Here is a 20,639-nt window from a genome sequence, read left to right on the forward strand (position 1 = left end):
GGCGAACTACGGTCGGATCATGGGACCAGATGCGGTACCGGCGAACCCCGGCGACGGGCCGATTCCCGGTGACGGATGGGACACCGACCCGGGCACCGAACCCGCGGCCACACCACGGCTCGCGGTGACTTCCGAGGTCGGCACGCTGCGCACGGTGCTGTTGCACCGGCCCGGCAACGAGTTGCGCAGGCTGACCCCGCGCAACAACGACCAACTGCTCTTCGACGGCATCCCGTGGGTCGAGCGCGCCCAGCAGGAACACGACACGTTCGCGGGCGTCCTACGCGAACGCGGTGTCGAGGTGCTGTTGCTGGCCGACCTGCTCGCCGAGACCCTCGCCGTCAGCGGAGCCGCCCGCATCCAGGGCATCTCCGCCGCCGTCGACGCCCGCAGGCTCGGCCACACCCTGGCCGACGAACTGGCCGCATACCTTCGTGGCGTCCCTGCTCGGGAGCTGGCCGAGATCCTGATGGCGGGCATGACCTTCGACGAACTGCCCTTCGAAGCCGACACGACCTCGCTGGTGCGGCGGATGCATCACGGGGCGGATTTCGTCATCGATCCGCTGCCCAACCTGCTGTTCACCCGCGACTCCTCGTTCTGGGTCGGCCCGCGCGTGGCGATCACCGCGCTGGCCCTGCCCGCCAGGATGCGCGAGACCTCGCTGACCGACCTCATCTACGCCTTCCACCCACGTTTCCTCGGGGTGCGCCGGGCCTATGAATCGCATACCGCCCCCATCGAAGGTGGCGACGTCCTGCTGCTCTCGCGCGGTGTGCTCGCCGTCGGTGTCGGCGAACGCACCTCACCCGCCGGCGCGGAGGCGTTGGCGCGCAGCCTCTTCGACGACAGCCTCGCCCACACCGTGCTGGTCGTGCCCATCGCGCAGAACCGCGCCACCATGCACCTGGACACCGTATGCACCATGGTCGACACCGATGCGTTGGTCATGTATTCGGCGGTGCGGGAAACTCTGTCCGCCTTCACCATCCAGCGCGCCGACGACTACGAGCGCGACGGCGGCAAGGTCATCATGCGTGGGCCCGACCCGTTCCTGCCCGCCGCCGCCGACGCGATGGGCATCGGGAAACTGCGGGTGATCGACACCGGGCTCGACGGCGTCACCGCCGAACGTGAACAGTGGGACGATGGCAACAACACCTTGGCCCTGCGACCGGGTGTCGTCGTCGCCTATGAACGCAATGAAATGACCAATGCCCGGCTGCTGGACGCCGGCATCGAGGTGCTGCCCATTCCGGGATCCGAATTGGGTTCCGGGCGTGGCGGTCCGCGCTGCCTGTCGTGCCCGCTGTCCCGGGACGATGTGTGAGCTGGGGGCCATGCTCGAAATCACCGTGTCGCACGAGTCCGCCGTGCCACCCTACGAACAGCTCCGTCTCGGTGTCGTCGCCCAGGTGCGGGCGGGCACACTGACCGCGGGCACCAAGATCCCCACCGTGCGCGCCCTGGCCGCGCAGCTCGGGCTCGCCCCGAACACCGTCGCCCGCGCCTATCGGGAGCTCGAAGCCGACGGTGTCCTCGAAACCCGTGGCAGGCTCGGCTCGTTCATCGCCTCCTCCGGGGACCCGACCCGCGATCAGGCGGGAAGGGCCGCCACCGAGTACGTCGCGACGATGCGCAGGCTCGGTCTCGACGACGAGGCCGCGTTGCGCTATGTCCGGGCGGCACTGGAGGGCTGAACGCGAGCGGTCAGCGCCAGCTCGGCAACCACAGGTGGTCCTGCCAGTTGCCGGGTGTGATCGGCATGGCCGTCAGAATCGGCCACAGCCAGATGAAGTTCGCGATCACCAAGCCCAGATACAGGCTCACGATGAGCAGTCCGAGCCGATAGCGCTCGGTGGGCGGTGCTGCCATGAACGTGCCGGTTGGCCCGCGCGGAACCGGTATCCGCCGGGCAGGGCCGAGAATATCGGCGAGTACCAGCGATACCGCCATCACGAGGAACGGTGCGAGCACCACGGCGTAGAAGTAGTACATCTGTCGGTCGAGCGTGATGAACCACGGCAGCAGTCCCGCCGCGTAGCCGGTGAGCACCGCGGCGTAGCGCCAATCGCGGCGCACGATGGTGCGCCACAGCGCCCACGCCAGCACCGGGAACGCGATCCACCAGATGGCAGGCGTGCCGACCAGCATCACGGCCTTGACACACTGAGTCTGCCCGCAGCCGGTGACACCGGAATCGGCGTAGTAGTAGAGCATCGGCCGCAGGCCCATCGGCCAGGTCCACGGCTTGGACTCCCACGGATGATGGTTGCCCGCCGAGTTGGTCAACTCCTCGTGGAAGGTCAGCACCTTGGCGCTGTAATACCAGAGCGAGCGCAGGGCGTCGGGGACGAAGGAGAAGAAGCCGCCGGTGCCCACTTCGGTGCCGACGGCCCAGCGGCTGAAGCCGGTCTCGCTGGAGAACCAGGCCCAATAGGTCGCGAGATAGACCCCGATCGGGACCAGCACCAGCGCGTACAGCGCGGGCCCGATATCGCGTAGCGCGGTGCCGATCCACGGCCTGCGCACCCGGTAGCCGCGTCGCGCGGCGAAGTCGAAGCACACGCTGAGCAGACCGAACGCGGCAATGAAATACAGACCCGACCATTTGGTCCCGCAGGCAAGACCGAGCATGACACCCGCTCCGAACCGCCACCAGCGCACACCGAGCCGTGGACCCAGTGGACTGTCACCGATGCGGCCCTCGGCGTCGGCTCTCGCCATCCGTTCGCGCACCTGGTCGCGGTCGACGATCAAACAACCGAATGCCGCGGTCGCGAACAGCGCGAGGAAGATATCCAGCATGCCGATGCGCGAGGAGACGAACGTGGCGCCGTCGGCGATCAGCAGCAGGCCCGCTAGCGCGCCGATCATCGTCGAGCGCGTCATCCGGCGCACGATCCGGATCACCAGCAGCACCAGAACGGTGCCGGCCAGAGCGGCCGAAAAACGCCAGCCCCAGCCGTTGTAGCCGAACAGCGCCTCACCGAAGGCGATGAGTTGTTTGCCGACCGGTGGATGTACCACCAGCCCGTAGGCGGGGTTGTCCTCCACTCCGCCGCCGGTCAGGAGCTGATAGCCCTGCGGCGCGTAATGCTTCTCGTCGAAGACCGGGGTGCCCCCGTCGGTCGGGTAGTTGAGCATGGTGAACCGGGTCACCGCCGCCAGCGCGGTGAGGAACACTGTCACCAGCCAGCCGCGGGCGGTGTCGAGCGGCCCGAAATCGGGGGAGGGGCGCAGCGGCGCGGGGCTCGACCAGGAACGGATCGGCCGAGAGGGCGCGACGGAGCGCTGGTCGGTCACCTGGGTCACGCCCCGATCGTATGCTGTGCGCGCATCGGTTCCGTATCCGTGGCCGCGGGCGTGGTGCGCCCGAGGCGGTGATAGAGGCGTGCGGGCCGAGGGGTTGGTACATCGCGGTTCCGGGCGCCGACCGACGTGGTGGCGCCGATGGATACGCTGCCAGGGGCAGCCGCGGCATGCGGTAGGCGATCGAGGCGGGAGTGCGGTGACCGGAGATACGGGTCCGACGGGCAGGCTGGTGCTCGCGGCGACACCGATGGGCGATATCGGTGACGCCTCGCAGCGGCTTCGTGACGCGTTGGCCACCGCCGAGGTTGTCGCCGCCGAGGACACTCGGCGCACCAAAACGCTGGCAAAGGCGCTCGGCATCGAGATCACCGGGCGGGTGGTCAGCTTCTATGACCACGTGGAGACCGCGCGCATCCCCACGCTCCTCGACGACATCGAGTCGGGCAATACGGTCCTGCTGGTCACCGACGCGGGCATGCCCTCGGTGAGTGATCCCGGATATCGGTTGGTTGCCGCCTGCGTCGAGCGCGGGCTACCGGTCACCTGCCTGCCAGGCCCGTCTGCGGTCACCACAGCACTGGCCCTGTCCGGCCTGCCGGTGGAGCGGTTCTGTTTCGACGGCTTTCCACCCCGCAAATCCGGGCAGCGCCGGGAATGGTTGCGGGCCCTGGTCGCCGAACCACGCGCTTGCGTCTTCTTCGAGGCACCACACCGCCTCGCCGACTGCCTGGCCGACGCCGTGGAGGTCCTCGGCCCCGACCGGCGCGCCGCCGTCTGCCGCGAGCTGACCAAGACCTACGAGGAAATCGTGCGCGGCACCCTGGCCGAACTGGCCGCATGGGCAGTCGATGGAGCACGTGGCGAAATCACCGTCGTCGTCGAGGGCGCCCAGCCGACGACGACCGAACCCGCCGACCTGGTCGCCGAGGTCGAGGCAAGGGTCGAGGAGGGTGTCCGTCTCAAAGAGGCCTGCGCCGAGATCGCCTCGACCACCGGCGTTTCCCGCAAGGAGCTGTACGACGCGGTCCTCGCCGCTCGCCGCGCGGACCAATCCTGATCCCCAGAAGTGGGAGTAGCCGGCAGTGCGGCATGGGTACCTTCGTCCGGTGCAGCAGCCCGAATCCGAGTGGCGGGAGGACCCGGCGGCGTCCGGACGAACCGTCGGTGAGGTCGTCACGATGATGGTCGATCTCGGTCTCATCGACCCGGACACACCCGCGCGGACCTTCGTCGTGGATTGCCTCGACGAGCCGCTAACCTACTTCGGCGATACCGACCAGAGCGCGGTACGCGAATTGCTCAGTGAAGTCGGCATTCAATACGTCCTCGACTACAAGACCTTTCGCGGCATCGGCGAATCCGACCGTGCCGATCGGCAGCGATGGTACGAATTGGAGCTCGAGGCGATCGCCCGGTGCGCCCGCGGGATGGTGGCCATCACCGATGTCCGGCTGGTCGGCGACGACTCCGACCAAGAGCTGCGGTTCGAATGCAATGGCGTCACCCAGACGTGGCCGGTACGCCCCGGCGCCGTCGAGGAGATGGAGGCCTCGCTCACCTTCGCCGAATGCGTCACCGGGCTGCACACCGGCATTACCGAACGCTTCTATTCGGTGGGACCCGCCGGACTACGAACTCAACGGGGAAGCCGTATTCGGTGAGCTGGCCGCGCTCAATCGGCTCGGCGCACCGTTCGGACTCACCTTCGGGCCGTAGAAGCGCGATCGAGGCCCGGCCTGGTGCGATGATCGACCCATGACCTCTCTCGAGCACAAGGCCAAGGAACTACTCGCATTGCATCGGCCGGGTGATCCGGTGGTGCTGCCGACGGTATGGGACGCGTGGTCGGCGAATCTAGCGGTCGACGCCGGGTTCTCGGCGCTGACCATGGGCAGCCATCCGGTCGCGGATTCGGTGGGGCGCGCCGACGGCGAAGGGATGAGTTTCGACGAGCTGCTGGCCCGGGTGCGGCAGGTGACCGGGGCCGTCGAGGTGCCGGTGTCGGTGGATATCGAATCGGGGTACGGACTCGAGCCCGCGCAGTTGATCGAAGGGCTGCTCGGTGCGGGCGCGGTGGGGCTCAATATCGAAGACACCGTGCACAGCGAAGGTGGGCGGCTGCGCGGCGCCGAAGAACACGCGGACTTCGTCGGCGGGCTGCGCCAGTTCGCCGACGCGGCCGGGGTGCACGTGGTCGTCAATGCGCGCACCGACCTGTTCCTGCGCAAGATCGGCGAGGAAGCCGACCGGATGGACCGCGCGATCGAACGACTGCGACTGGCCGCCGACGCGGGCGCAGACGTGCTGTACCCGGTCGGCCGCCACGACGATGCGGATATGCGTCGATTGACCCGCGAACTGCCGCTGCCGGTCAACGCGATCGGCATGCCCGCCGAGGCCGATAAGGTCCTGTTCGCCGATCAGGGCGTGGCCAGGATCAGCTTCGGCCCCTACCTGCAATTCGCGCTCGCCGCCGAAGCGAACCAGCTGCTCGCGCGCTGGACGTGAGCGCTCAGTCCTTCGGCTCGATGTAACGCGGGTACACCGGCTCCGGCGCGGGCAGCGCCACACCGGGAACCAGCGGCGTCGCGATATCGGCGAAGGTCCGGTTCTGCTGGGCCAGCAGATCGAGGATCTTGGCCGCCGAACCGGGCATCACCGGCTGGACCAGGATGGCGACGATGCGCACGACCTCGAGGGTCACGTACAGCACCGTCGCCATCCTGGCCAGATCCGCGTCGGTACCGGACTTGCGCAGTGCCCACGGCGCCTGCGCGGAGAAGTACCGGTTGGTCTCGCCGAGCGTCAGCCAGATCGCTTCCAGCGCCAGATGCAGCTGCTGGGAGTCGAATTCGGTGCGGCAGCGCTCCAGCAGGCCGTTGGCGCGCTCGAGCAGCGCACGGTCGTCGTCGGTGAACTCGCCCGGTGTAGGCACCGCGGCATCACAGTTCTTGGCGACCATGGTCAGGCTGCGCTGCACCAGATTGCCGAACTCGTTGGCCAGGTCGGCGTTGATCCGGCCGACGATCGCCTCATGGCTGTAGCTGCCGTCCTGACCGTAGGAGATCTCCCGCAGCAGGAAGAAGCGGACCGCGTCGAGCCCGTAGGTGTCGACCAGCGCGAGCGGGTCGATCACATTGCCGACCGACTTCGACATCTTCTCGCCCTTGTTGTACAGGAACCCGTGCACGAATACGCGTTTGGGCAGCTGCACCCCGGCCGACATCAGGAACGCGGGCCAGTACACGGTGTGGAAGCGGGTGATGTCCTTACCGATGATGTGCACATCGGCAGGCCAGAACCGTTGGAACGCCGCCGAATCGGTGTCGGGGAAACCGACGCCGGTGAGGTAGTTGGTGAGCGCGTCGACCCATACGTACATGACGTGATCGGGATGGCCCGGCACCGGCACACCCCAGTCGAAGGTGGTGCGCGAGATCGACAGATCCTTCAGACCCGCCTTGACGTAGCTGACGATCTCGTTGCGACGCGTTGCCGGCGCAATGAATTCGGGATGCGTCTCGTACAGCTCGAGCAGCTTGTCCTGATATTTCGACAGCCGGAAGAAGAAGTTGGACTCCTCGGTCCACTCCACCGGTGTCTTGGTGTCGGTGGAGATCCGGCTGCCGTCCTCGAGCAGCGTGGTCTCCTCCTCGGTGTAGAACGCCTCGTCGCGCACCGAGTACCAACCGGAGTAGTTGTCGAGGTAGATATCGCCCGCCTCGAGCATCTTCTCCCAGATCGCGACGCTGGCCACCTCATGGTCGGCGTCGGTGGTGCGGATGAACCGGTCGAAGGAGATGTCGAGTGCCTTGTCCAGCTGCTCGAACACATCCGAGTTGCGCGCGGCGAGCTCCTCCACCGGAATGCCCTCGGTGGCCGCCGCCTGCTGCATCTTCTGGCCGTGCTCGTCGGTGCCGGTCATGAAGAACACGTCGTAGCCGTCGAGGCGCTTGAACCGGGCGATGGCGTCCGACGAGATGTACTCGTAGGCGTGCCCGATATGCGGCGCACCGTTGGGGTACGCGATGGCCGTGGTGATGTAGAAGGCTGGTGCCTCGATAGGCTCGCTGCGCTCGCTCATGACTGCGCCTCGCTGCCGCTCGGCTCCGTCACGAGCGAGGGCTCGGCTGTGTTGGTTGTTCGCTCGCTGCGCTCGCTCATGACTGCGCCTCGCTGCCGCTCGGCTCCGTCACGAGCGAGAGCTCGGCTGTGTTGTCTGTTCGCTCGCTGCGCTCGCTCATGGTGCATCTACTGTAATGCGCGTGCATCTTGACCTTCGCGTGAATATCCCCTCAGTGCGCAGCCGGGAAGCCGTGATGGGCGGTGGGCTCCGATGAGCGCCGCACGCCCCGCACCCGAAGCGCCCGAGCCGCTGGTCCCGCTCGTCGATGCGCATACGCATCTGGATGCCTGTGGCGCCACCGACGCGGAGTCGGTCGAGGTGGTGGTGGATCGCGCCGCGGCGGTCGGAGTCGGGCAGGTCGTGACAGTCGCCGACGATCTCGCGGCGGCGCAGTGGGCTGTACAGGCCGCGCACTGGGACGAGCGGGTATTCGCCGCGGTCGCGCTGCACCCGACGCGCGCGAATGCCCTCGACGACGCGGCAAAGGCGGAGCTCGAGCGCCTTGCCACCGACCCGAGGGTGGTCGCGATCGGTGAGACCGGCCTCGACTACTACTGGCCGGGCAAGCTCGACGGCTGCGCCGATATCGAGACCCAGGTCGAGGGCTTCCGCTGGCATATCGACCTGGCCAAACGCACCGGCAAACCGCTGATGATCCACAACCGCGAAGCCGACCACGATCTGCTCACCGTCCTGCTGGACGAGGGCGCGCCGGAGACGGTGATCTTCCACTGCTTCTCCTCCGATACGACGATGGCGCTGGCCTGCGTGGCCGAGGGCTATCTGCTCAGCTTCTCCGGGACGGTGAGCTTCAAGAACGCGCACGAGCTGCGCGAGGCCGCGAAGGTGGTGCCCGACGAGCTGGTGCTGGTGGAAACCGACGCGCCGTATCTGACGCCACACCCGTTCCGCGGTGCGCCGAACGAGCCGTATTGCCTGCCGTACACGATGCGCGCCCTCGCACAGGTGCGCGGCCAGGACCCGGTCGAACTCGCCGAGATCTCCACCGCGAACGCGCGCCGCGTGTACGGGATCTGACCCCGCCGGACATCCATCCGCGATTCCTGCCGGAAATGTGTCGCAGGTCACTTTCGCCGTCGGGTTTGTGATCTACCTGCGCGGTCTATATCTGAACGTAATGTGAAAAACCGCTGCTCCACGGCGTGCTGTTGTCCGTCCCGCATGCGTTCGTTATCGTCCTGTGACCATGTCCCCTTTAGCGAGGATCAACTCGTCTCGGTCGCCGCTGCTGTACGCGGCGATCGCGGGTCTGCTGATGATTCTGATCGTCGGCGCCGCCATGGCGATCGTGAACCGCAAGACCGTCACTGTGGTCGTCGACGGCGCGAAATCGTCGCAGACGACCATGTCGCGTGATGTGCGCGGAGTGCTGAAGGCGGCGGGCTACGAGGTGACCGAGCGGGACATGGTCTCACCCTCGCCCGATTCGAGCGTCGTCGACGGCGGGACCATCACGCTCAACCGCGCCAGGGAGATCGAGCTGACCGTCGACGGCAAGACCGAGCTGGTCTGGACCACCGGCCGGACCGCGGGCGCGGCGCTGGAGCAGCTCGGCATCGCCAACGACGCGTTCGTCGAACGCGGCCGCAGTCAAGGGCTGGCTCTGGACGGCGCCGCGCTCACCGTGGCAACGCCGCGGACGGTCGCGGTTCTCGACGGGACCGCCGCCCCGGTGGAGATGCGGCTGGCCGCTCCCACCGTCGGTGATCTGCTCGCACTCGCCGGCGCTCCGCTGCGCGAGCACGACGTCGTCGAACCGTCCGCCGACACCAGGCTGACCGACGATATGCGGATCACGGTGACCCGCAAGCAGATCGAAACCCGGACCGAGACGCTGCCGCTCGCGCCGCCGGAGAACGTCATCGAAGACCCGACCATGAACATGAGTCGCACGGTGGTGGAGAACCCCGGTGTGCCGGGCCTGCACGACGCCACCTTCGAGATCACCATGGTCAACGGCAAGGAAGTCGCCCGCGAGCTGGTCTCCTCCGACGTCAAGGTGCCCGCCCAGCCGCGCACCGTCCGCAAGGGTGCCAAGCCGGGCACCGAGGTGCCGCCCGTGCAGAACGGCGATATCTGGGACGCCCTGGCCAAATGCGAGGCAGGCGGCAACTGGCGGATCAACACCGGCAACGGCTACTACGGCGGCATCCAGTTCGACCAGAGCACCTGGGCGCGCCAGGGCGGGCTCAAGTACGCCCCGCGCGCCGACCTCGCCACCCGTGAGGAACAGATCGCCATCGCCGAGGTCACCCGTGCCCGGCAGGGCTGGGGCGCATGGCCGTCCTGCACCGGTCGTCTGGGCCTGAGTTAGACAGGTCCGGATATCGCGAGCGCCACTTCGACGACAGGGTGGCGCTCGCGGCATATCCGGGGTCGGTGCGCACCAGGCGGCGCCGAATCCGCCTGTACCGACGTACACTCATCCAGATTTTGTGACTGGTGGGTCGGGGCAGAGGAGTAAGCGATGAATCTGCTGCGCGTGGCGGGGCGGACGATGCTCGCCGTGGCCGTGTCGGCCACGGCCGTGCTCGCCGCAACGCAGGCCCCGGCCGTAGCGGCCCCTCCCGGCTCGGTGATGTCGGTGACCGCGCAGCCGCACGGATGGCACGGGGTGCGCGGTGGCTCGGTCATCGAATACTGGATGAGCGGCTCGGACGGTACCCCGCGCCCGGCCAGCGGCGCGCTGCTGATCCCCGAGGGGACGCCGCCGCCCGGCGGCTGGCCGATCATCGCCTACGACCACGGCACCAGCGGACTCGGCACGGGCTGCGGCGGCATGTCCAACCCCGAGACCGCGCCATTTCCGAATCTGCGTGGCCGCCAGGACCTGCTGCTGCAACGCCTGGTGTCACAGGGTTTCGCCGTGGTGGCGCCGGACTATCTAGGGCTCGGCACCTTCGATACCGGCCCGCACCCCTACCTCGAACTGCGAACCGAGGCCACCGCGACCATCGACATGGTGCGCGCCGCCCGCGCGACGCACCCCGAACTATCGGCGACCTGGGCCGCGTTCGGCATCTCGCAGGGCGGGCAGGCTGCGCTCGGCACCGGACACCTTCAGTCCACATATGCGCCGGAACTGGACTTCCGCGGCACCATCGCGGTCGATCCGGAGTCCGATGTGGAGAAGCTGTTGCCGCTGGCCGGGCCGGGTATCCCGTCTCTGCCCGGAGTCGATGACGCGCTGAGTTTCATCGTGAGCATCCTCGCCGGACTGCGTGAGGCCCGGCCGGATGTCGGCGTCGACCTGTACCTCACGCCGTTGGGTAAGTCCGTGCTCGACGATGTGGGCGGCATGTGCCTTGACCGGATCATCGAGCGAGTCGATGGCCTGACCATCGGCGCATTGCTCGCCCGTCCACTGTCCGAGGAACCCATCCGTTCCGCCCTGGTCGACTACATGGCGGTGCCGGTTTCCGGGTACGACGCGCCGATCCTGATGCTGGCCAATGCCACCGACACCGTGGTGCCGTCGCCGTTGCATGCCGCGCTGATCGCCCAGTTCGCCGCGAACCGCGTTGATTTCCGGACCGTCATCGGGACGGGCGAGCACGGCCAGGTCGACGCGCAGATGTGGGCGGCGATCGATACGTTCCTGGCTGGAGTCCGGTCCGCGCCTTCGCCTCGCTGACCACCGGAGTCCGGGCCGTGGCGTGTGGCGGGGCCGCGCGTGCGACAGGGTCGTGGGTGTGGCGAGCTACCAGCGCGCACGGTCACCGGCGGGTGCCTGGTCTCCGGCGCGAGCCCGGACCCAGCCGCGTGACCGGAGCCCACCGCTGGGGTTGGTAGGTTCATCGGGTGTCCGATGCCGAAGTCTCCGCCCGCGGGAGTGCCGCGCTGCTAGGCCCCGCCGAAGTGCGGACGCTGGCCGAACAGCTCGGCGTGCGGCCGACCAAACAGCTCGGCCAGAACTTCGTGCACGACGCGAATACCGTGCGGCGGATCGTCGCCGCGGCCGGAGTGGGGCGCGAGGACGTGGTGCTCGAAGTAGGGCCAGGGCTCGGCTCGCTGACGCTGGCATTGCTCGATGTCGTCGACACGGTGGTGGCTGTCGAGATCGATCCGGTGCTGGCGAAGCATCTGCCGGTCACGGTCGCCGATCGGGCGCCGGAGCTGAGTGCGAACCTCACCGTCGTCGAGGCCGACGCCCTGCGGGTGCGCGCCGATGATCTGCCCGCAGCGCCGACCGCGCTGGTAGCGAACCTGCCGTACAACGTGGCCGTCCCGGTCCTGCTGCATCTGCTGGCCGAACTGCCGAGCATCACCACTTCGCTGGTGATGGTGCAGGCGGAGGTTGCCGACCGGCTGTCGGCGGCGCCCGGTGGACGTATCTACGGTGTGCCGAGCGTGAAGGCCGGCTTTTTCGGCACGGTCCGCCGCGCGGGTGCGGTGGGGCGGCAGGTGTTCTGGCCGGTGCCGCAGGTGGAGTCGGGTCTGGTGCGCATCGACCGCTTCGCCGAGCCGCCGTGGTCGATGGACGCCGACCATCGGGCGAGAGTGTTCGCGGTGGTCGATGCCGCGTTCGCGCAGCGCCGGAAGACGTTGCGCGCCGCGCTGTCCGGATGGGCGGGCTCGCCGGTGGAGGCCGAAAGACGCCTGACGGCAGCGGGCGTTGATCCGACGGCGCGCGGGGAGACCCTGGATACCGAGGCATTCGTCCGGTTGGCGGCTCAGGGCTGATCGACGCGAACTCGTGCGTGCGCGCGACGTTCGCCGGGTCTCTGGGCTGCGGGTCGTCGGATCTGTGGCGAGCTGAGGAAGGCGCGCCCACGGCCGGGCTCGAACATATTCGGCGCCGGGTTCGCGCGGCGCGACGGCGAGGGTTTGCGCGGCACGCTCATCAATATGGACCGAGCAGGGCCCGAATCAGCGATGGCCTCCGGGGTGATCACCTGTTGCCGGCGCTGCATCGGATACTTCTAGCGTGAATTCGGCGGTATGCACCGACCCTCCGTGCGAGAAGTCCAGGTACAGCCGGTAGGCGCCGGCGCTCGGCGCCTGCGCATGGAAGCTCACCTGCGGTCCCGGCGGTGTTGTGCCCACCTCGCCCTGCGGATGCACGTGCAGGTACGCGAGATCCTCGGCGCGCAGCGCAACCAGGTGGGCGTAGGCGCCGAGATAGGGGTCTAGGTCGGTGACCGGGACACCGTCGCGGGTGATGTCGAATCGCAGTTCGCCACCCGCGGTGGTCAGCTCGCCGGTGCGGGTCACGGTGTAGCCGTCGACGGTTGCGACGGGCGAAGGCGGCGGAAGCGGTTGCAGTGCCACGGTTCCCGCGACCGACACGGTTCGGCTCAGCACCAGGTCACCTGGTCCGTCGCCGGATCCGGGCACGAAGTCGGCGAACACCCGGTACTCGCCGGGTGCGTCCCAGGCCCAGTCGATCGACCAGGTGCCGTCGGCGGCCAGCTCTGGATGTGCGTGCCGGTATTCGGTGGTGTCGGAGCGCACCACGATCAGGTGCAGCTTCTTGTCGTGCTGGGTGGTGAATTCGGTGACCGGCGCGCCGTCGGGTCCGCTGATATGGAACCGCAGCGTGCCCGGTTGGTTCGCCGCCGTCGGCGCGCTGATCTCGGACAGTGTGTAGCCCGCGGCCCGGTCCGACAGGCCGGGCGCGACTGCCTGCTGGTCCGGCGTCGGCTCGGTCGGGTCGCCCACGAGGGCGCCGATACCGAGCGCGACACCGAACAGCAGTAGCAGAGCACCGCCGATCGCGGCGAACTTCCGGCGATCCGACATCAGCTCGCGATCGCGTATCCGGCCTCGTCGACCGCGGCCGCGACATCGGCATCGGCCAGCGGGGCCGCGCTGTCGACGGAGACGCGGCCGGAGGCCAGATCGACGTCAACGCTGGTGACACCGTCGATCTTGCCGATCTCGGCCTTCACCGAGCCCACGCAGTGCCCGCAGGTCATTCCGGTGACGGTGTAAGTGTTGGTGGCCATGTTCACTCCTTCGCTCGCGATCCATAATACGGTCTGGGGGTATCCCCGACGCAAATGAACATACCCCCAAGGGGTATCGAGTGCAAGTGCTCGGGCCGCATTCGACGCGCGCGCCTGTCGGATCGACCTATTACGCTTGGTCACCGTGCTGTCCGTTGTGCCAAGCCCCGTCACCGTGCGTGCGCCGTCGAAGGTGAATCTCCATCTCGGAGTCGGTGACCTGCGCCCGGACGGATATCACGATCTCACCACCGTGTTCCAGGCCCTATCGCTCAGCGACGATCTGGAGATCGCGCCTTCGGCCTCGCTGACGGTGCGGGTCAGCGGCGAGAGCGCTGCCGAGGTACCGACCGATCGCACCAATCTGGTGTGGAAGGCCGCTGTGCGCCTGGCCCATCTGGCCGGTCGGGCACCCCTGGTGGAAATCTCGATCAGCAAGGGCATCCCGGTGGCGGGCGGAATGGCCGGTGGCAGCGCCGATGCCGCCGCCGCCCTTGTCGGTCTGAACGAACTGTGGGACCTCGGCCTGTCCCGCGAGGAACTCACCGCGGTGGCAGCCGAACTCGGTAGCGACGTGCCCTTCTCGTTGCACGGCGGCACCGCGCTCGGCACCGGACGCGGCGAGCGACTGCTGCCGGTGTTGTCGCGCAATACCTTCCACTGGGTTATCGCCTTGGCGAAGGGCGGCCTGTCCACGCCTGCCGTCTACGCCGAACTCGATCGGCTGCGCGAGATCGGCGAGCCGCCCCGGCTCGGACCGCCACAGGACCTCATGCAGGCACTGGCCTCCGGCGACCCGAAACAGCTTGCCCCGCTGCTCGGTAACGATCTGCAGGCCGCCGCGGTGTCGTTGAAGCCCGAACTGCGCCGCACCCTGCGCGCGGGCGTGACGGCGGGCGCGCTGGCCGGTCTCGTCTCCGGCTCCGGACCGACCTGCGCGTTCCTGTGCGAATCGGAGGAGTCCGCAGTGTCGGTGGCGGCCGAACTCGCGGGCGCCGGTGTCAGCCGCAGTGTGCGCACGGCGACCGGACCGGTTCCGGGCGCCCGCGTCGTCAGCGGGGAGGGACCGCATCCACAACCCAGGCGCGACGGGGACCGGATCGGCTGACCCGGTCGAGGTGGTCGGCCGATACCGCGAGACGTGAGCGCTCGCTCGGCTTCGGCGCGGCAGGCTCGACGACGGGCGTGGCAGCGCGCTGGGTAGCCGGCGATTGCCCGGCGCGGCGGAGGACAGTCCACTCGGTACCCTTGCTCAGGGCAGGCGAGTCGACCGGCCTCGACAAGGGTAGTGCGGTCGCAATGCCCGGTAAGGCACGGAAAGGTTTCATGTCCAACCTGATCAACCTCGAACAGGTCAGCAAGAGTTTCGGCATCAAGCCGCTGCTCGACGACGTCTCACTCGGTGTGCACGCGGGCGAGCGCATCGGTGTCGTCGGCCTCAACGGTGGCGGTAAGACCACTCTGCTCGAGGTGTTGACCGGCATCGAGGAGCCCGACAGTGGCCGGGTCAGCCGGGTCGGCGGGTTGCGCATGGCCGTGGTCACCCAGCGCGGTGTGCTGCCCGACGGTGCGACCGTCGGGTCGGTGGTGCTGGCCGGGTTGGCCGATGACGCCATGACCGACTCGGTCGCCGAACACGAATGGGCCGCCAACCCGCGCATCCGCTCGGTAATGGAGGGCATCGGCATCGCCGACCTCGGCCTGGACACGGTGGTCACCAATCTTTCCGGTGGTGAACGCCGCCGGGTGGCGCTGGCCGCGGCATTGGTGCGTGAGCTGGACCTGCTGGTGCTCGACGAGCCGACCAACCACCTCGACGTCGAGGGGGTTCGCTGGCTGGCCGACCATCTGTTGACCCGGCGCAGCGCTCTGGTCGTTGTCACCCACGATCGCTGGTTCCTCGACACCGTCGCCACGCAGACCTGGGAGGTCGTCGGCGGCAAGGTGGAGAGCTATGAGGGCGGCTACGGCGACTGGATCTTCGCCCGCGCCGAACGCGCCAGGCAGGCCGACGCCTCCGAGGCGCGCCGCCGCAATCTGGCGCGCAAGGAACTGGCCTGGTTGCGGCGGGGCCCGCAGGCCCGCACCTCCAAGCCGCGCTACCGGGTGGAGGCGGCGGAGGCACTCATCGCCGACGTGCCGCCACCGCGCGACAGCGTCTCGCTCAGCGCCTTCGCCCGCAAACGTCTCGGCCGCGTGGTGATCGAACTCGAAGACACCACCCTCACCACTCCGGACGGCCGCGAACTGGTGCACGATCTGACCTGGCGGCTCGCGCCGGGTGAGCGGGTCGGTCTGGTCGGAGTGAACGGTTCAGGGAAGACCACGCTGCTGCGCGCCCTCGCCGGCGACGCGGAGCCTGCCGCGGGCAAGCGGATCCAGGGCCAGACCGTCCAGATCGGCTGGCTGCGTCAGGAACTCGACGATCTGCCGACCGATATGCGAGTGCTCGAAGCCGTGCAGCAGATCGCGATGCGGATCATGTTGGGCGAGAAGGAGATATCGGCCGGTCAGCTGGCCGAACGACTCGGGTTCACCCCGGCGAGGCAGCGCACACCGGTCGGCGATCTGTCCGGTGGTGAGCGTCGCCGTTTGCAGCTCACCCGGATCCTGATGTCGGAACCGAACGTGCTGCTGCTCGACGAGCCGACCAACGACCTGGATATCGACACCCTGCAGCAACTGGAAGATCTGCTCGACAACTGGGCGGGCACGCTGGTTGTCATCAGTCACGACCGCTACCTGATCGAACGCATCTGTGATTCCACCTGGGCGCTGTTCGGCGATGGCAAGCTGACCAACCTGCCCGGCGGTATCGAGGAGTACCTGACCCGCCGTGAAGCCCAACAGGGCCGCCCGACCGGAGGCGCCAAACCCGCCGAGAGTGCCGCCCCGGTGACCGATTCGGCCGCCTACCGCGCCGCGCGCAAGGAACTGGCCAAGCTGGAACGCACCATCGACAAGCTCAGCGAACGGGAGCAGAAGCTACACGCGGCCCTGGCCGATGCCGCCACCGACCCGGACAAGCTCCTCACCCTTGGCGCAGAGCTGAAACAGGTGCTGGCGGAGAAGGATACGGCCGAAGAGCGCTGGATGGAGCTGGCCGAGGACGCCTAGCTCGTCTCGGCCGTTGGCCCTTCGTGCAATACGACGGGCAGGCAGGTCTGCACGAACTCTTCGCCGAAGCCGGTGAGGGTGATGCTGCGGTAGGACACCTTGGTGCCGAATCCGGAGCGCTTCAACAGGTCCCGCACCGGTGATTGCGCCTCGAGCAGCTGGTAGCGGTTCGGGTTGCCGACCGGTTCCTTCGCCAGCTCGACCAGGCCGAGTCTGCGCAGGTTCGTCAGGTAGTGCTGGATGCGGTTGGGGAAACGCAGCCCGGCGTGCTCGCCGAGGAGGGTGAGCCCGGATTCCTGCCGCAGGCCGAGCCGGTCGGCGCCGAGGCGGGAGAGCCTGCCGCCGTGTACCTCGATCGAGGGCTGGGGGCCGTCCATACGCAGGTAGCGCAGGATGCGCGCCTCGTCGGGGGTGATCTCGGCGAGGATGTTCGCGAAGGCGGGGTGCCCGTCGTCGCCTGCGTGCGTGCTCGCCGACAACCGGAGCAGCGCGGCGCCCTGCTCCCGCAGTGTGGGCGTGCTGCCGGAGCGCCCGGCGCCGTCCGTCTCGGAAAGTCCGAGCGCGCGGCGCAATGCGCGACGAACTTCGGCCTCGGCTTCGGCCCTGATCTCGGCGGGCGGCACGCCCGCGGCGCTGCGCCGGACCACCGTCCCGGTCACGTCGAGCACGGTGCCGACGCCCCAGCCTGCCGCACCCGTCACCGTCGACCACGCCACCCGCACGACACCGGTGGCGGTGCGGACAGTGGTGATGGGGCCTTGTAGGGGATGGGCGCGCACAGCGGGTACCGCGGGCGCGGATTCATGCTCGAACAGGCGCGCGACCTCGGTGGATGCCGCCGCATCTGCGGTGTCCGGCTCGTTGTCGTCGCCGGAATCCGAGGACGCCGCCGATTCCGTCGAGTCGGTTACAGCCATGTAGTCGCCACTCCTGTTCCGAAGATCAGGATGTGAGCGTATCCGGCGAAGAGCCCGAGCACACCGCCATGGACGAAAAGTAACCATTCGTCCTGTTTGATGGCCGATCGCAGCATTTCCACGAAGTCGGTCGGGGACAGGACCGACATTTGTTTGGCAATGTAGTCGTTGATCTGCTTGCCCTGGCGGATGTTGAAGTCAGGGTCGGCGAAGGCGATCGGGGCGATGGACATGGCCTCGGTGGTCAGCGTCGACTGCAGGGCGTTGTACTCGCGGCTGCCGAGCACGAACTTCACCGCGCCGCGGGCCGGGCCGAGCGCGCGGTCGGCAGCGGGGCGCAGGGTGTCCTCCAGCATCTGCATGGTGCGGTCCGAGCGCGGGCCGTTCAACAGTTCGTCACCGATATTCGCGACGGTCACCACCTGCCCGGACACCAATTCGGCGTAGCCTGCGGTGATTTCGGGCTGCCGCTTGATCAGCAAACCCTGCCGCCACGGGCACCACCATTTCGGCTCGGCGGGCGCGAAGATCATATTGATACCGACCCAGTTCACCACCCAGCCGATGATCACACCGCCGATGGGCAGCACGGCGAGCGTCGGCCAGCCGGTCAGATGCAAAATCGCGACGAGCACCGCACCCATCGGGGCGCCGAAGTAGAAACCGAAGTTCTGCATGAACCGCAGTTCTTTGGCGCCGAGCACCTGGAACAACTGGTTGAGCAATTGGGGACGAGCCTGGAAATAGCGGATGACCATTTGCTTGACGTCGAGCAGTTGATCGATGTTCGCGCCGAGTTCCTGAGTGAGTTCGCGCAGGATATCCGGCAACTGGGCGCGCACCCGGTCGTGCACCATGTCACGGACCTGGGTGGGCAGGTTGTACCAGAGCTGCGGGTGTTCGCGACGCAGGATCTCCTCGACGATGTCGTGGATCTGATCGTCGGCGATGCTGGCCAGATGTTCGGCCAGCGCGTCGGGTTCGAGCTCACGATAGAAATCGGCGACGCTGCCCAGTTTCGACAAACCCTTGTCGACGGCGATGCTCGCCATTTTGTCCGCACGCGAGGGCACGATGCCCTGCCAGCCCATGCGCCCGTCGTAGCTCAGCAGCGGCAATACCTGAATTCGCTTGGGCAGGAATGGATACAGCGCGCGTAAGCCGGGAACGTGGATGCCGTGGAAGCCGATCGGCCGAAACAGCATCAGGACACCGGTCCAGTTGGTGATGTATCCGATGACGCCTGTGAAAAGAGGAATTGTCAGAAGTTCCAGGAGGATCGTCGGATGAACCCCGAACACACTCTCTAACACGACACCCTCCTGCCGATACCCGGTGATCGCCGCCTCACCGGCAACTCAAATTAGCACCCCGTCGGCAGCAGGACCCTATGTGACGTGCGGCGCCGACTCCAAGCTCGAGTGCGCCGCACCACAGGTGGTGTCTGAGACGTTTACCACAGTGTCCGGCTGCGATGCCGTGGTTCTACGCGCGGATGGGGACAATGACCACCACCACATCTGATCGTGACTCGTGGGTAATAATCTGTGAGCGGATTCGTTCACCTGGCGATACATCGGAGTGCGACGTGGCAGACGACAGGACCGGACAGGACGTGGCCCGGGCCGGTTCCCGTGCTGTGGAACGCAGCTCGGATGTCGAACAGCGACAGATCAGCAATGAGGCCCGGCTGATTCGCGGCGTGTTCCGTGCCGCCGGGCTGGCGGCGGGCACGGTGGTGCGCGGCGGTCAGTGGGCGGTCGAGACCTCCTATGAGATGACGAGGGAGATCACTCAGGCCGCGCTCGATGGCGAGTCCTCGGCGGAGATCGCCGAACGTACCGGCAATGCGCTGCGGTCGATCGCGCGCAGCGCGCTCGGCGTCACCGAGGGGTCGGTGCGCGAGATCGTCAGCTATGTCCCCACCCAGCAGAGCACCGGTCAGCAGGCCATTCCGATGGCTTCCTACCTGCGCTCGGCCAATGTCGACGAGCTGCGCAGGCGTGGTGACGCGCTGCTGGCCCGGTCGGCCGATGTCTACTTCACCGAGGACGTGCACCCGGCCTACGACCGCATCCTCGACGAACTCGCCCCCGATGAGGCGCGCATCCTGCGCTTCATGGCGCTCAACGGCCCGCAGCCCTCGGTGGACGTGCGGACGAACCGACCGCTCGGTATTGGCTCGGAGCTGGTCTCGGGTGACCTGACCTCGGTGCCCGAACAGGCCGGTGTGCGCTACCCGGACCGCGCCCGCTCGTATCTGATCAACCTCAATCGGCTCGGCCTGACGCTGACCTCCGACGATCCGGTGGTGCTGAGCCGCTACATGGTGCTCGAGGTGCAGCCAGTGGTGGAGGCGGCGCTGAAGAAGGCGGGCCGCGCGCCCAAAATCGTGCGCAAGAGTCTGCGACTCACCGAGTTCGGCGAGGACTTCTGCCGCACCTGCTTCACCATCGGCGGCTGAAATCGGGTGTTCGCGCACGCCGCCGGGATTCGCTCGGTGATAGCGATCTGATACAGATCTCACCAATAGTGCGGTATGCCGGTGTGCTGGTGGGATCGTTGAGGTATGGACCAGGACGAGGAGCGTAGGGACTCCGAGTCGGGCGCAGAGCCGGCACCGGTGGGCCGGGTTCTGTTCGGGCGGATGCCGGAGCCGCCACAGGTGCCGGTGCCGGAGGACGGCGCGCGCGACGACGTGTCCGATATCTGCCGATTGAAGTACCGATACCTGCGCACGCTGGACACCAAACTGTGGGACGAGTTCGCCGACACCATGGTCGCGGAGGCGACGGCCACCTACAGCGAGTACCTGCAATTCGAGTCCCGCGAGGCATTCATCGCGTTCATGCGCAATACGCTCGGGCCGCATGTCATCACCGAACACCGCTGCGATCACCCCGAGATCGATATCGACGGCGATACGGCCACGGGCACCTGGTATCTGGCCGATACGGTGCTCATTCCGGAGCACAACATGCTGTTGCGCGGTGCAGCCTTCTACTCCGACCGTTATATCCGCTGCGACGACGGGCACTGGAGAATCTCGCACACCGGCTACGAACGCACTTATGAAGTGGTGCTCTCGCTCAGCGACCTGCCGAGCCTGCGGCTGACCTCCAGCCGGTGGGGTCTGATCGCCAGGGACTCCGGGCTCGAATCGGTGGAACGCGAGCCGGAGGCGGGCTGAACCGG

At 67.7% G+C, this 20,639-nt stretch carries 19 protein-coding genes; 13 read left to right on the plus strand and 6 right to left on the minus strand.

The window, feature by feature from the left end; genetic code table 11:
- The first annotated feature begins 19 nt into the window (after positions 1-19).
- Entirely contained in the window at positions 20-1,330 is a 1,311-nt protein-coding gene (gene arcA, locus GV792_RS12470; RefSeq protein WP_175584310.1) for an arginine deiminase, read from the plus strand.
- A 10-nt stretch (positions 1,331-1,340) separates the two neighbouring features.
- A complete protein-coding gene (locus GV792_RS12475; RefSeq protein ID WP_163824253.1) occupies positions 1,341-1,700 on the plus strand; it encodes a GntR family transcriptional regulator in 360 nt (119 codons plus the stop codon).
- 10 nt (positions 1,701-1,710) lie between these two features.
- On the opposite strand, the gene GV792_RS12480 is transcribed toward GV792_RS12475, so the two are convergent.
- Positions 1,711-3,315 (minus strand): dolichyl-phosphate-mannose--protein mannosyltransferase, encoded by a 1,605-nt coding sequence (locus GV792_RS12480; protein ID WP_375154315.1) that lies wholly within the window; start codon positions 3,313-3,315, stop codon positions 1,711-1,713.
- A 196-nt stretch (positions 3,316-3,511) separates the two neighbouring features.
- On the opposite strand from GV792_RS12480, the gene rsmI reads away from it, so the two are divergent.
- The 3 genes from rsmI to GV792_RS12495 all read left to right on the plus strand — a co-directional run bounded on the left by rsmI (position 3,512) and on the right by GV792_RS12495 (position 5,823).
- On the plus strand, positions 3,512-4,372 hold the full coding sequence (gene rsmI, locus GV792_RS12485) for a 16S rRNA (cytidine(1402)-2'-O)-methyltransferase (protein WP_163824254.1): 861 nt from the start codon (positions 3,512-3,514) through the stop codon (positions 4,370-4,372).
- Between the two features lie 49 nt (positions 4,373-4,421).
- Positions 4,422-4,976 carry a hypothetical protein gene (locus tag GV792_RS12490; protein ID WP_163824255.1) on the plus strand — a complete coding sequence of 185 codons (555 nt, stop codon included), beginning with the start codon at positions 4,422-4,424 and terminating at the stop codon, positions 4,974-4,976.
- A 94-nt stretch (positions 4,977-5,070) separates the two neighbouring features.
- A complete protein-coding gene (locus tag GV792_RS12495; RefSeq protein WP_163824256.1) occupies positions 5,071-5,823 on the plus strand; it encodes an isocitrate lyase/PEP mutase family protein in 753 nt (250 codons plus the stop codon).
- 4 nt (positions 5,824-5,827) lie between these two features.
- Here the strand turns inward: GV792_RS12495 and metG are convergent, their stop codons facing one another.
- Complete coding sequence (metG, locus tag GV792_RS12500) at positions 5,828-7,399, minus strand: methionine--tRNA ligase (RefSeq protein WP_163824257.1); 1,572 nt, start codon at positions 7,397-7,399, stop codon at positions 5,828-5,830.
- A gap of 252 nt (positions 7,400-7,651) precedes the next feature.
- Here metG and GV792_RS12505 point away from each other — a divergent pair, with 252 nt between their 5' ends.
- From GV792_RS12505 to rsmA, 4 genes are all read left to right on the plus strand, one after another.
- Positions 7,652-8,479, plus strand: a complete 828-nt coding sequence (locus GV792_RS12505) for a TatD family hydrolase (RefSeq protein WP_163824258.1) — start codon at positions 7,652-7,654, stop codon at positions 8,477-8,479.
- Between the two features lie 169 nt (positions 8,480-8,648).
- Positions 8,649-9,776 (plus strand): resuscitation-promoting factor, encoded by a 1,128-nt coding sequence (locus GV792_RS12510; RefSeq protein ID WP_163824259.1) that lies wholly within the window; start codon positions 8,649-8,651, stop codon positions 9,774-9,776.
- Positions 9,777-9,929: 153 nt separating this feature from the next.
- A complete protein-coding gene (locus tag GV792_RS12515) occupies positions 9,930-11,096 on the plus strand; it encodes a lipase family protein (RefSeq protein WP_163824260.1) in 1,167 nt (388 codons plus the stop codon).
- Between the two features lie 167 nt (positions 11,097-11,263).
- Positions 11,264-12,145, plus strand: coding sequence for a 16S rRNA (adenine(1518)-N(6)/adenine(1519)-N(6))-dimethyltransferase RsmA (gene rsmA, locus GV792_RS12520; RefSeq protein WP_163824261.1), 882 nt, complete (start codon positions 11,264-11,266; stop codon positions 12,143-12,145).
- A 186-nt stretch (positions 12,146-12,331) separates the two neighbouring features.
- Here rsmA and GV792_RS12525 read toward each other — a convergent pair whose 3' ends face one another.
- Together GV792_RS12525 and GV792_RS12530 are read right to left on the minus strand one after the other, a co-directional pair.
- Entirely contained in the window at positions 12,332-13,204 is an 873-nt protein-coding gene (locus tag GV792_RS12525; protein ID WP_163824262.1) for a hypothetical protein, read from the minus strand.
- On the minus strand, positions 13,204-13,410 hold the full coding sequence (locus tag GV792_RS12530; protein WP_163824263.1) for a heavy-metal-associated domain-containing protein: 207 nt from the start codon (positions 13,408-13,410) through the stop codon (positions 13,204-13,206). The genes GV792_RS12525 and GV792_RS12530 overlap by 1 nt, the downstream gene beginning before the upstream one ends.
- A gap of 145 nt (positions 13,411-13,555) precedes the next feature.
- Between GV792_RS12530 and GV792_RS12535 the strand changes: the two genes are divergently transcribed.
- Both GV792_RS12535 and GV792_RS12540 read left to right on the plus strand, forming a co-directional pair.
- Complete coding sequence (locus GV792_RS12535) at positions 13,556-14,518, plus strand: 4-(cytidine 5'-diphospho)-2-C-methyl-D-erythritol kinase (RefSeq protein ID WP_163824264.1); 963 nt, start codon at positions 13,556-13,558, stop codon at positions 14,516-14,518.
- 218 nt (positions 14,519-14,736) lie between these two features.
- Positions 14,737-16,527 carry an ABC-F family ATP-binding cassette domain-containing protein gene (locus GV792_RS12540; protein ID WP_163824265.1) on the plus strand — a complete coding sequence of 597 codons (1,791 nt, stop codon included), beginning with the start codon at positions 14,737-14,739 and terminating at the stop codon, positions 16,525-16,527.
- On the opposite strand, the gene GV792_RS12545 is transcribed toward GV792_RS12540, so the two are convergent.
- Together GV792_RS12545 and GV792_RS12550 are read right to left on the minus strand one after the other, a co-directional pair.
- Positions 16,524-17,444, minus strand: a complete 921-nt coding sequence (locus GV792_RS12545; protein ID WP_163824266.1) for an Abi-alpha family protein — start codon at positions 17,442-17,444, stop codon at positions 16,524-16,526. The genes GV792_RS12540 and GV792_RS12545 overlap by 4 nt on opposite strands.
- Positions 17,435-18,757, minus strand: coding sequence for a hypothetical protein (locus GV792_RS12550; protein ID WP_163824267.1), 1,323 nt, complete (start codon positions 18,755-18,757; stop codon positions 17,435-17,437). Before GV792_RS12550 ends, GV792_RS12545 begins: the two co-directional genes overlap by 10 nt.
- 275 nt (positions 18,758-19,032) lie before the next feature.
- Between GV792_RS12550 and GV792_RS29565 the strand changes: the two genes are divergently transcribed.
- Together GV792_RS29565 and GV792_RS12560 are read left to right on the plus strand one after the other, a co-directional pair.
- Positions 19,033-19,908: an Abi-alpha family protein gene (locus GV792_RS29565; protein WP_163824268.1), complete on the plus strand. Its 876-nt coding sequence runs from the start codon at positions 19,033-19,035 to the stop codon at positions 19,906-19,908.
- A gap of 183 nt (positions 19,909-20,091) precedes the next feature.
- A complete protein-coding gene (locus GV792_RS12560) occupies positions 20,092-20,634 on the plus strand; it encodes a nuclear transport factor 2 family protein (protein WP_163824269.1) in 543 nt (180 codons plus the stop codon).
- The last annotated feature ends 5 nt before the right edge of the window (positions 20,635-20,639 follow it).

It is taken from the genome of Nocardia cyriacigeorgica, from assembly GCF_010868145.1.
Lineage (GTDB): Bacteria > Actinomycetota > Actinomycetes > Mycobacteriales > Mycobacteriaceae > Nocardia > Nocardia cyriacigeorgica_D.

Coding starts and splice junctions, on each gene's coding strand:
- arcA (WP_175584310.1), top strand. CDS start 20: ATGGGACCAGATGCGGTACCGGCGAACCCCGGCGACGGGCCGATTCCC.
- GV792_RS12475 (WP_163824253.1), top strand. CDS start 1,341: ATGCTCGAAATCACCGTGTCGCACGAGTCCGCCGTGCCACCCTACGAA.
- GV792_RS12495 (WP_163824256.1), top strand. CDS start 5,071: ATGACCTCTCTCGAGCACAAGGCCAAGGAACTACTCGCATTGCATCGG.
- metG (WP_163824257.1), bottom strand. CDS start 7,399: ATGAGCGAGCGCAGCGAGCCTATCGAGGCACCAGCCTTCTACATCACC.
- GV792_RS12505 (WP_163824258.1), top strand. CDS start 7,652: ATGAGCGCCGCACGCCCCGCACCCGAAGCGCCCGAGCCGCTGGTCCCG.
- GV792_RS12510 (WP_163824259.1), top strand. CDS start 8,649: ATGTCCCCTTTAGCGAGGATCAACTCGTCTCGGTCGCCGCTGCTGTAC.
- GV792_RS12515 (WP_163824260.1), top strand. CDS start 9,930: ATGAATCTGCTGCGCGTGGCGGGGCGGACGATGCTCGCCGTGGCCGTG.
- GV792_RS12525 (WP_163824262.1), bottom strand. CDS start 13,204: ATGTCGGATCGCCGGAAGTTCGCCGCGATCGGCGGTGCTCTGCTACTG.
- GV792_RS12530 (WP_163824263.1), bottom strand. CDS start 13,410: ATGGCCACCAACACTTACACCGTCACCGGAATGACCTGCGGGCACTGC.
- GV792_RS12540 (WP_163824265.1), top strand. CDS start 14,737: ATGTCCAACCTGATCAACCTCGAACAGGTCAGCAAGAGTTTCGGCATC.
- GV792_RS12545 (WP_163824266.1), bottom strand. CDS start 17,444: ATGGCTGTAACCGACTCGACGGAATCGGCGGCGTCCTCGGATTCCGGC.
- GV792_RS12560 (WP_163824269.1), top strand. CDS start 20,092: ATGCCGGAGCCGCCACAGGTGCCGGTGCCGGAGGACGGCGCGCGCGAC.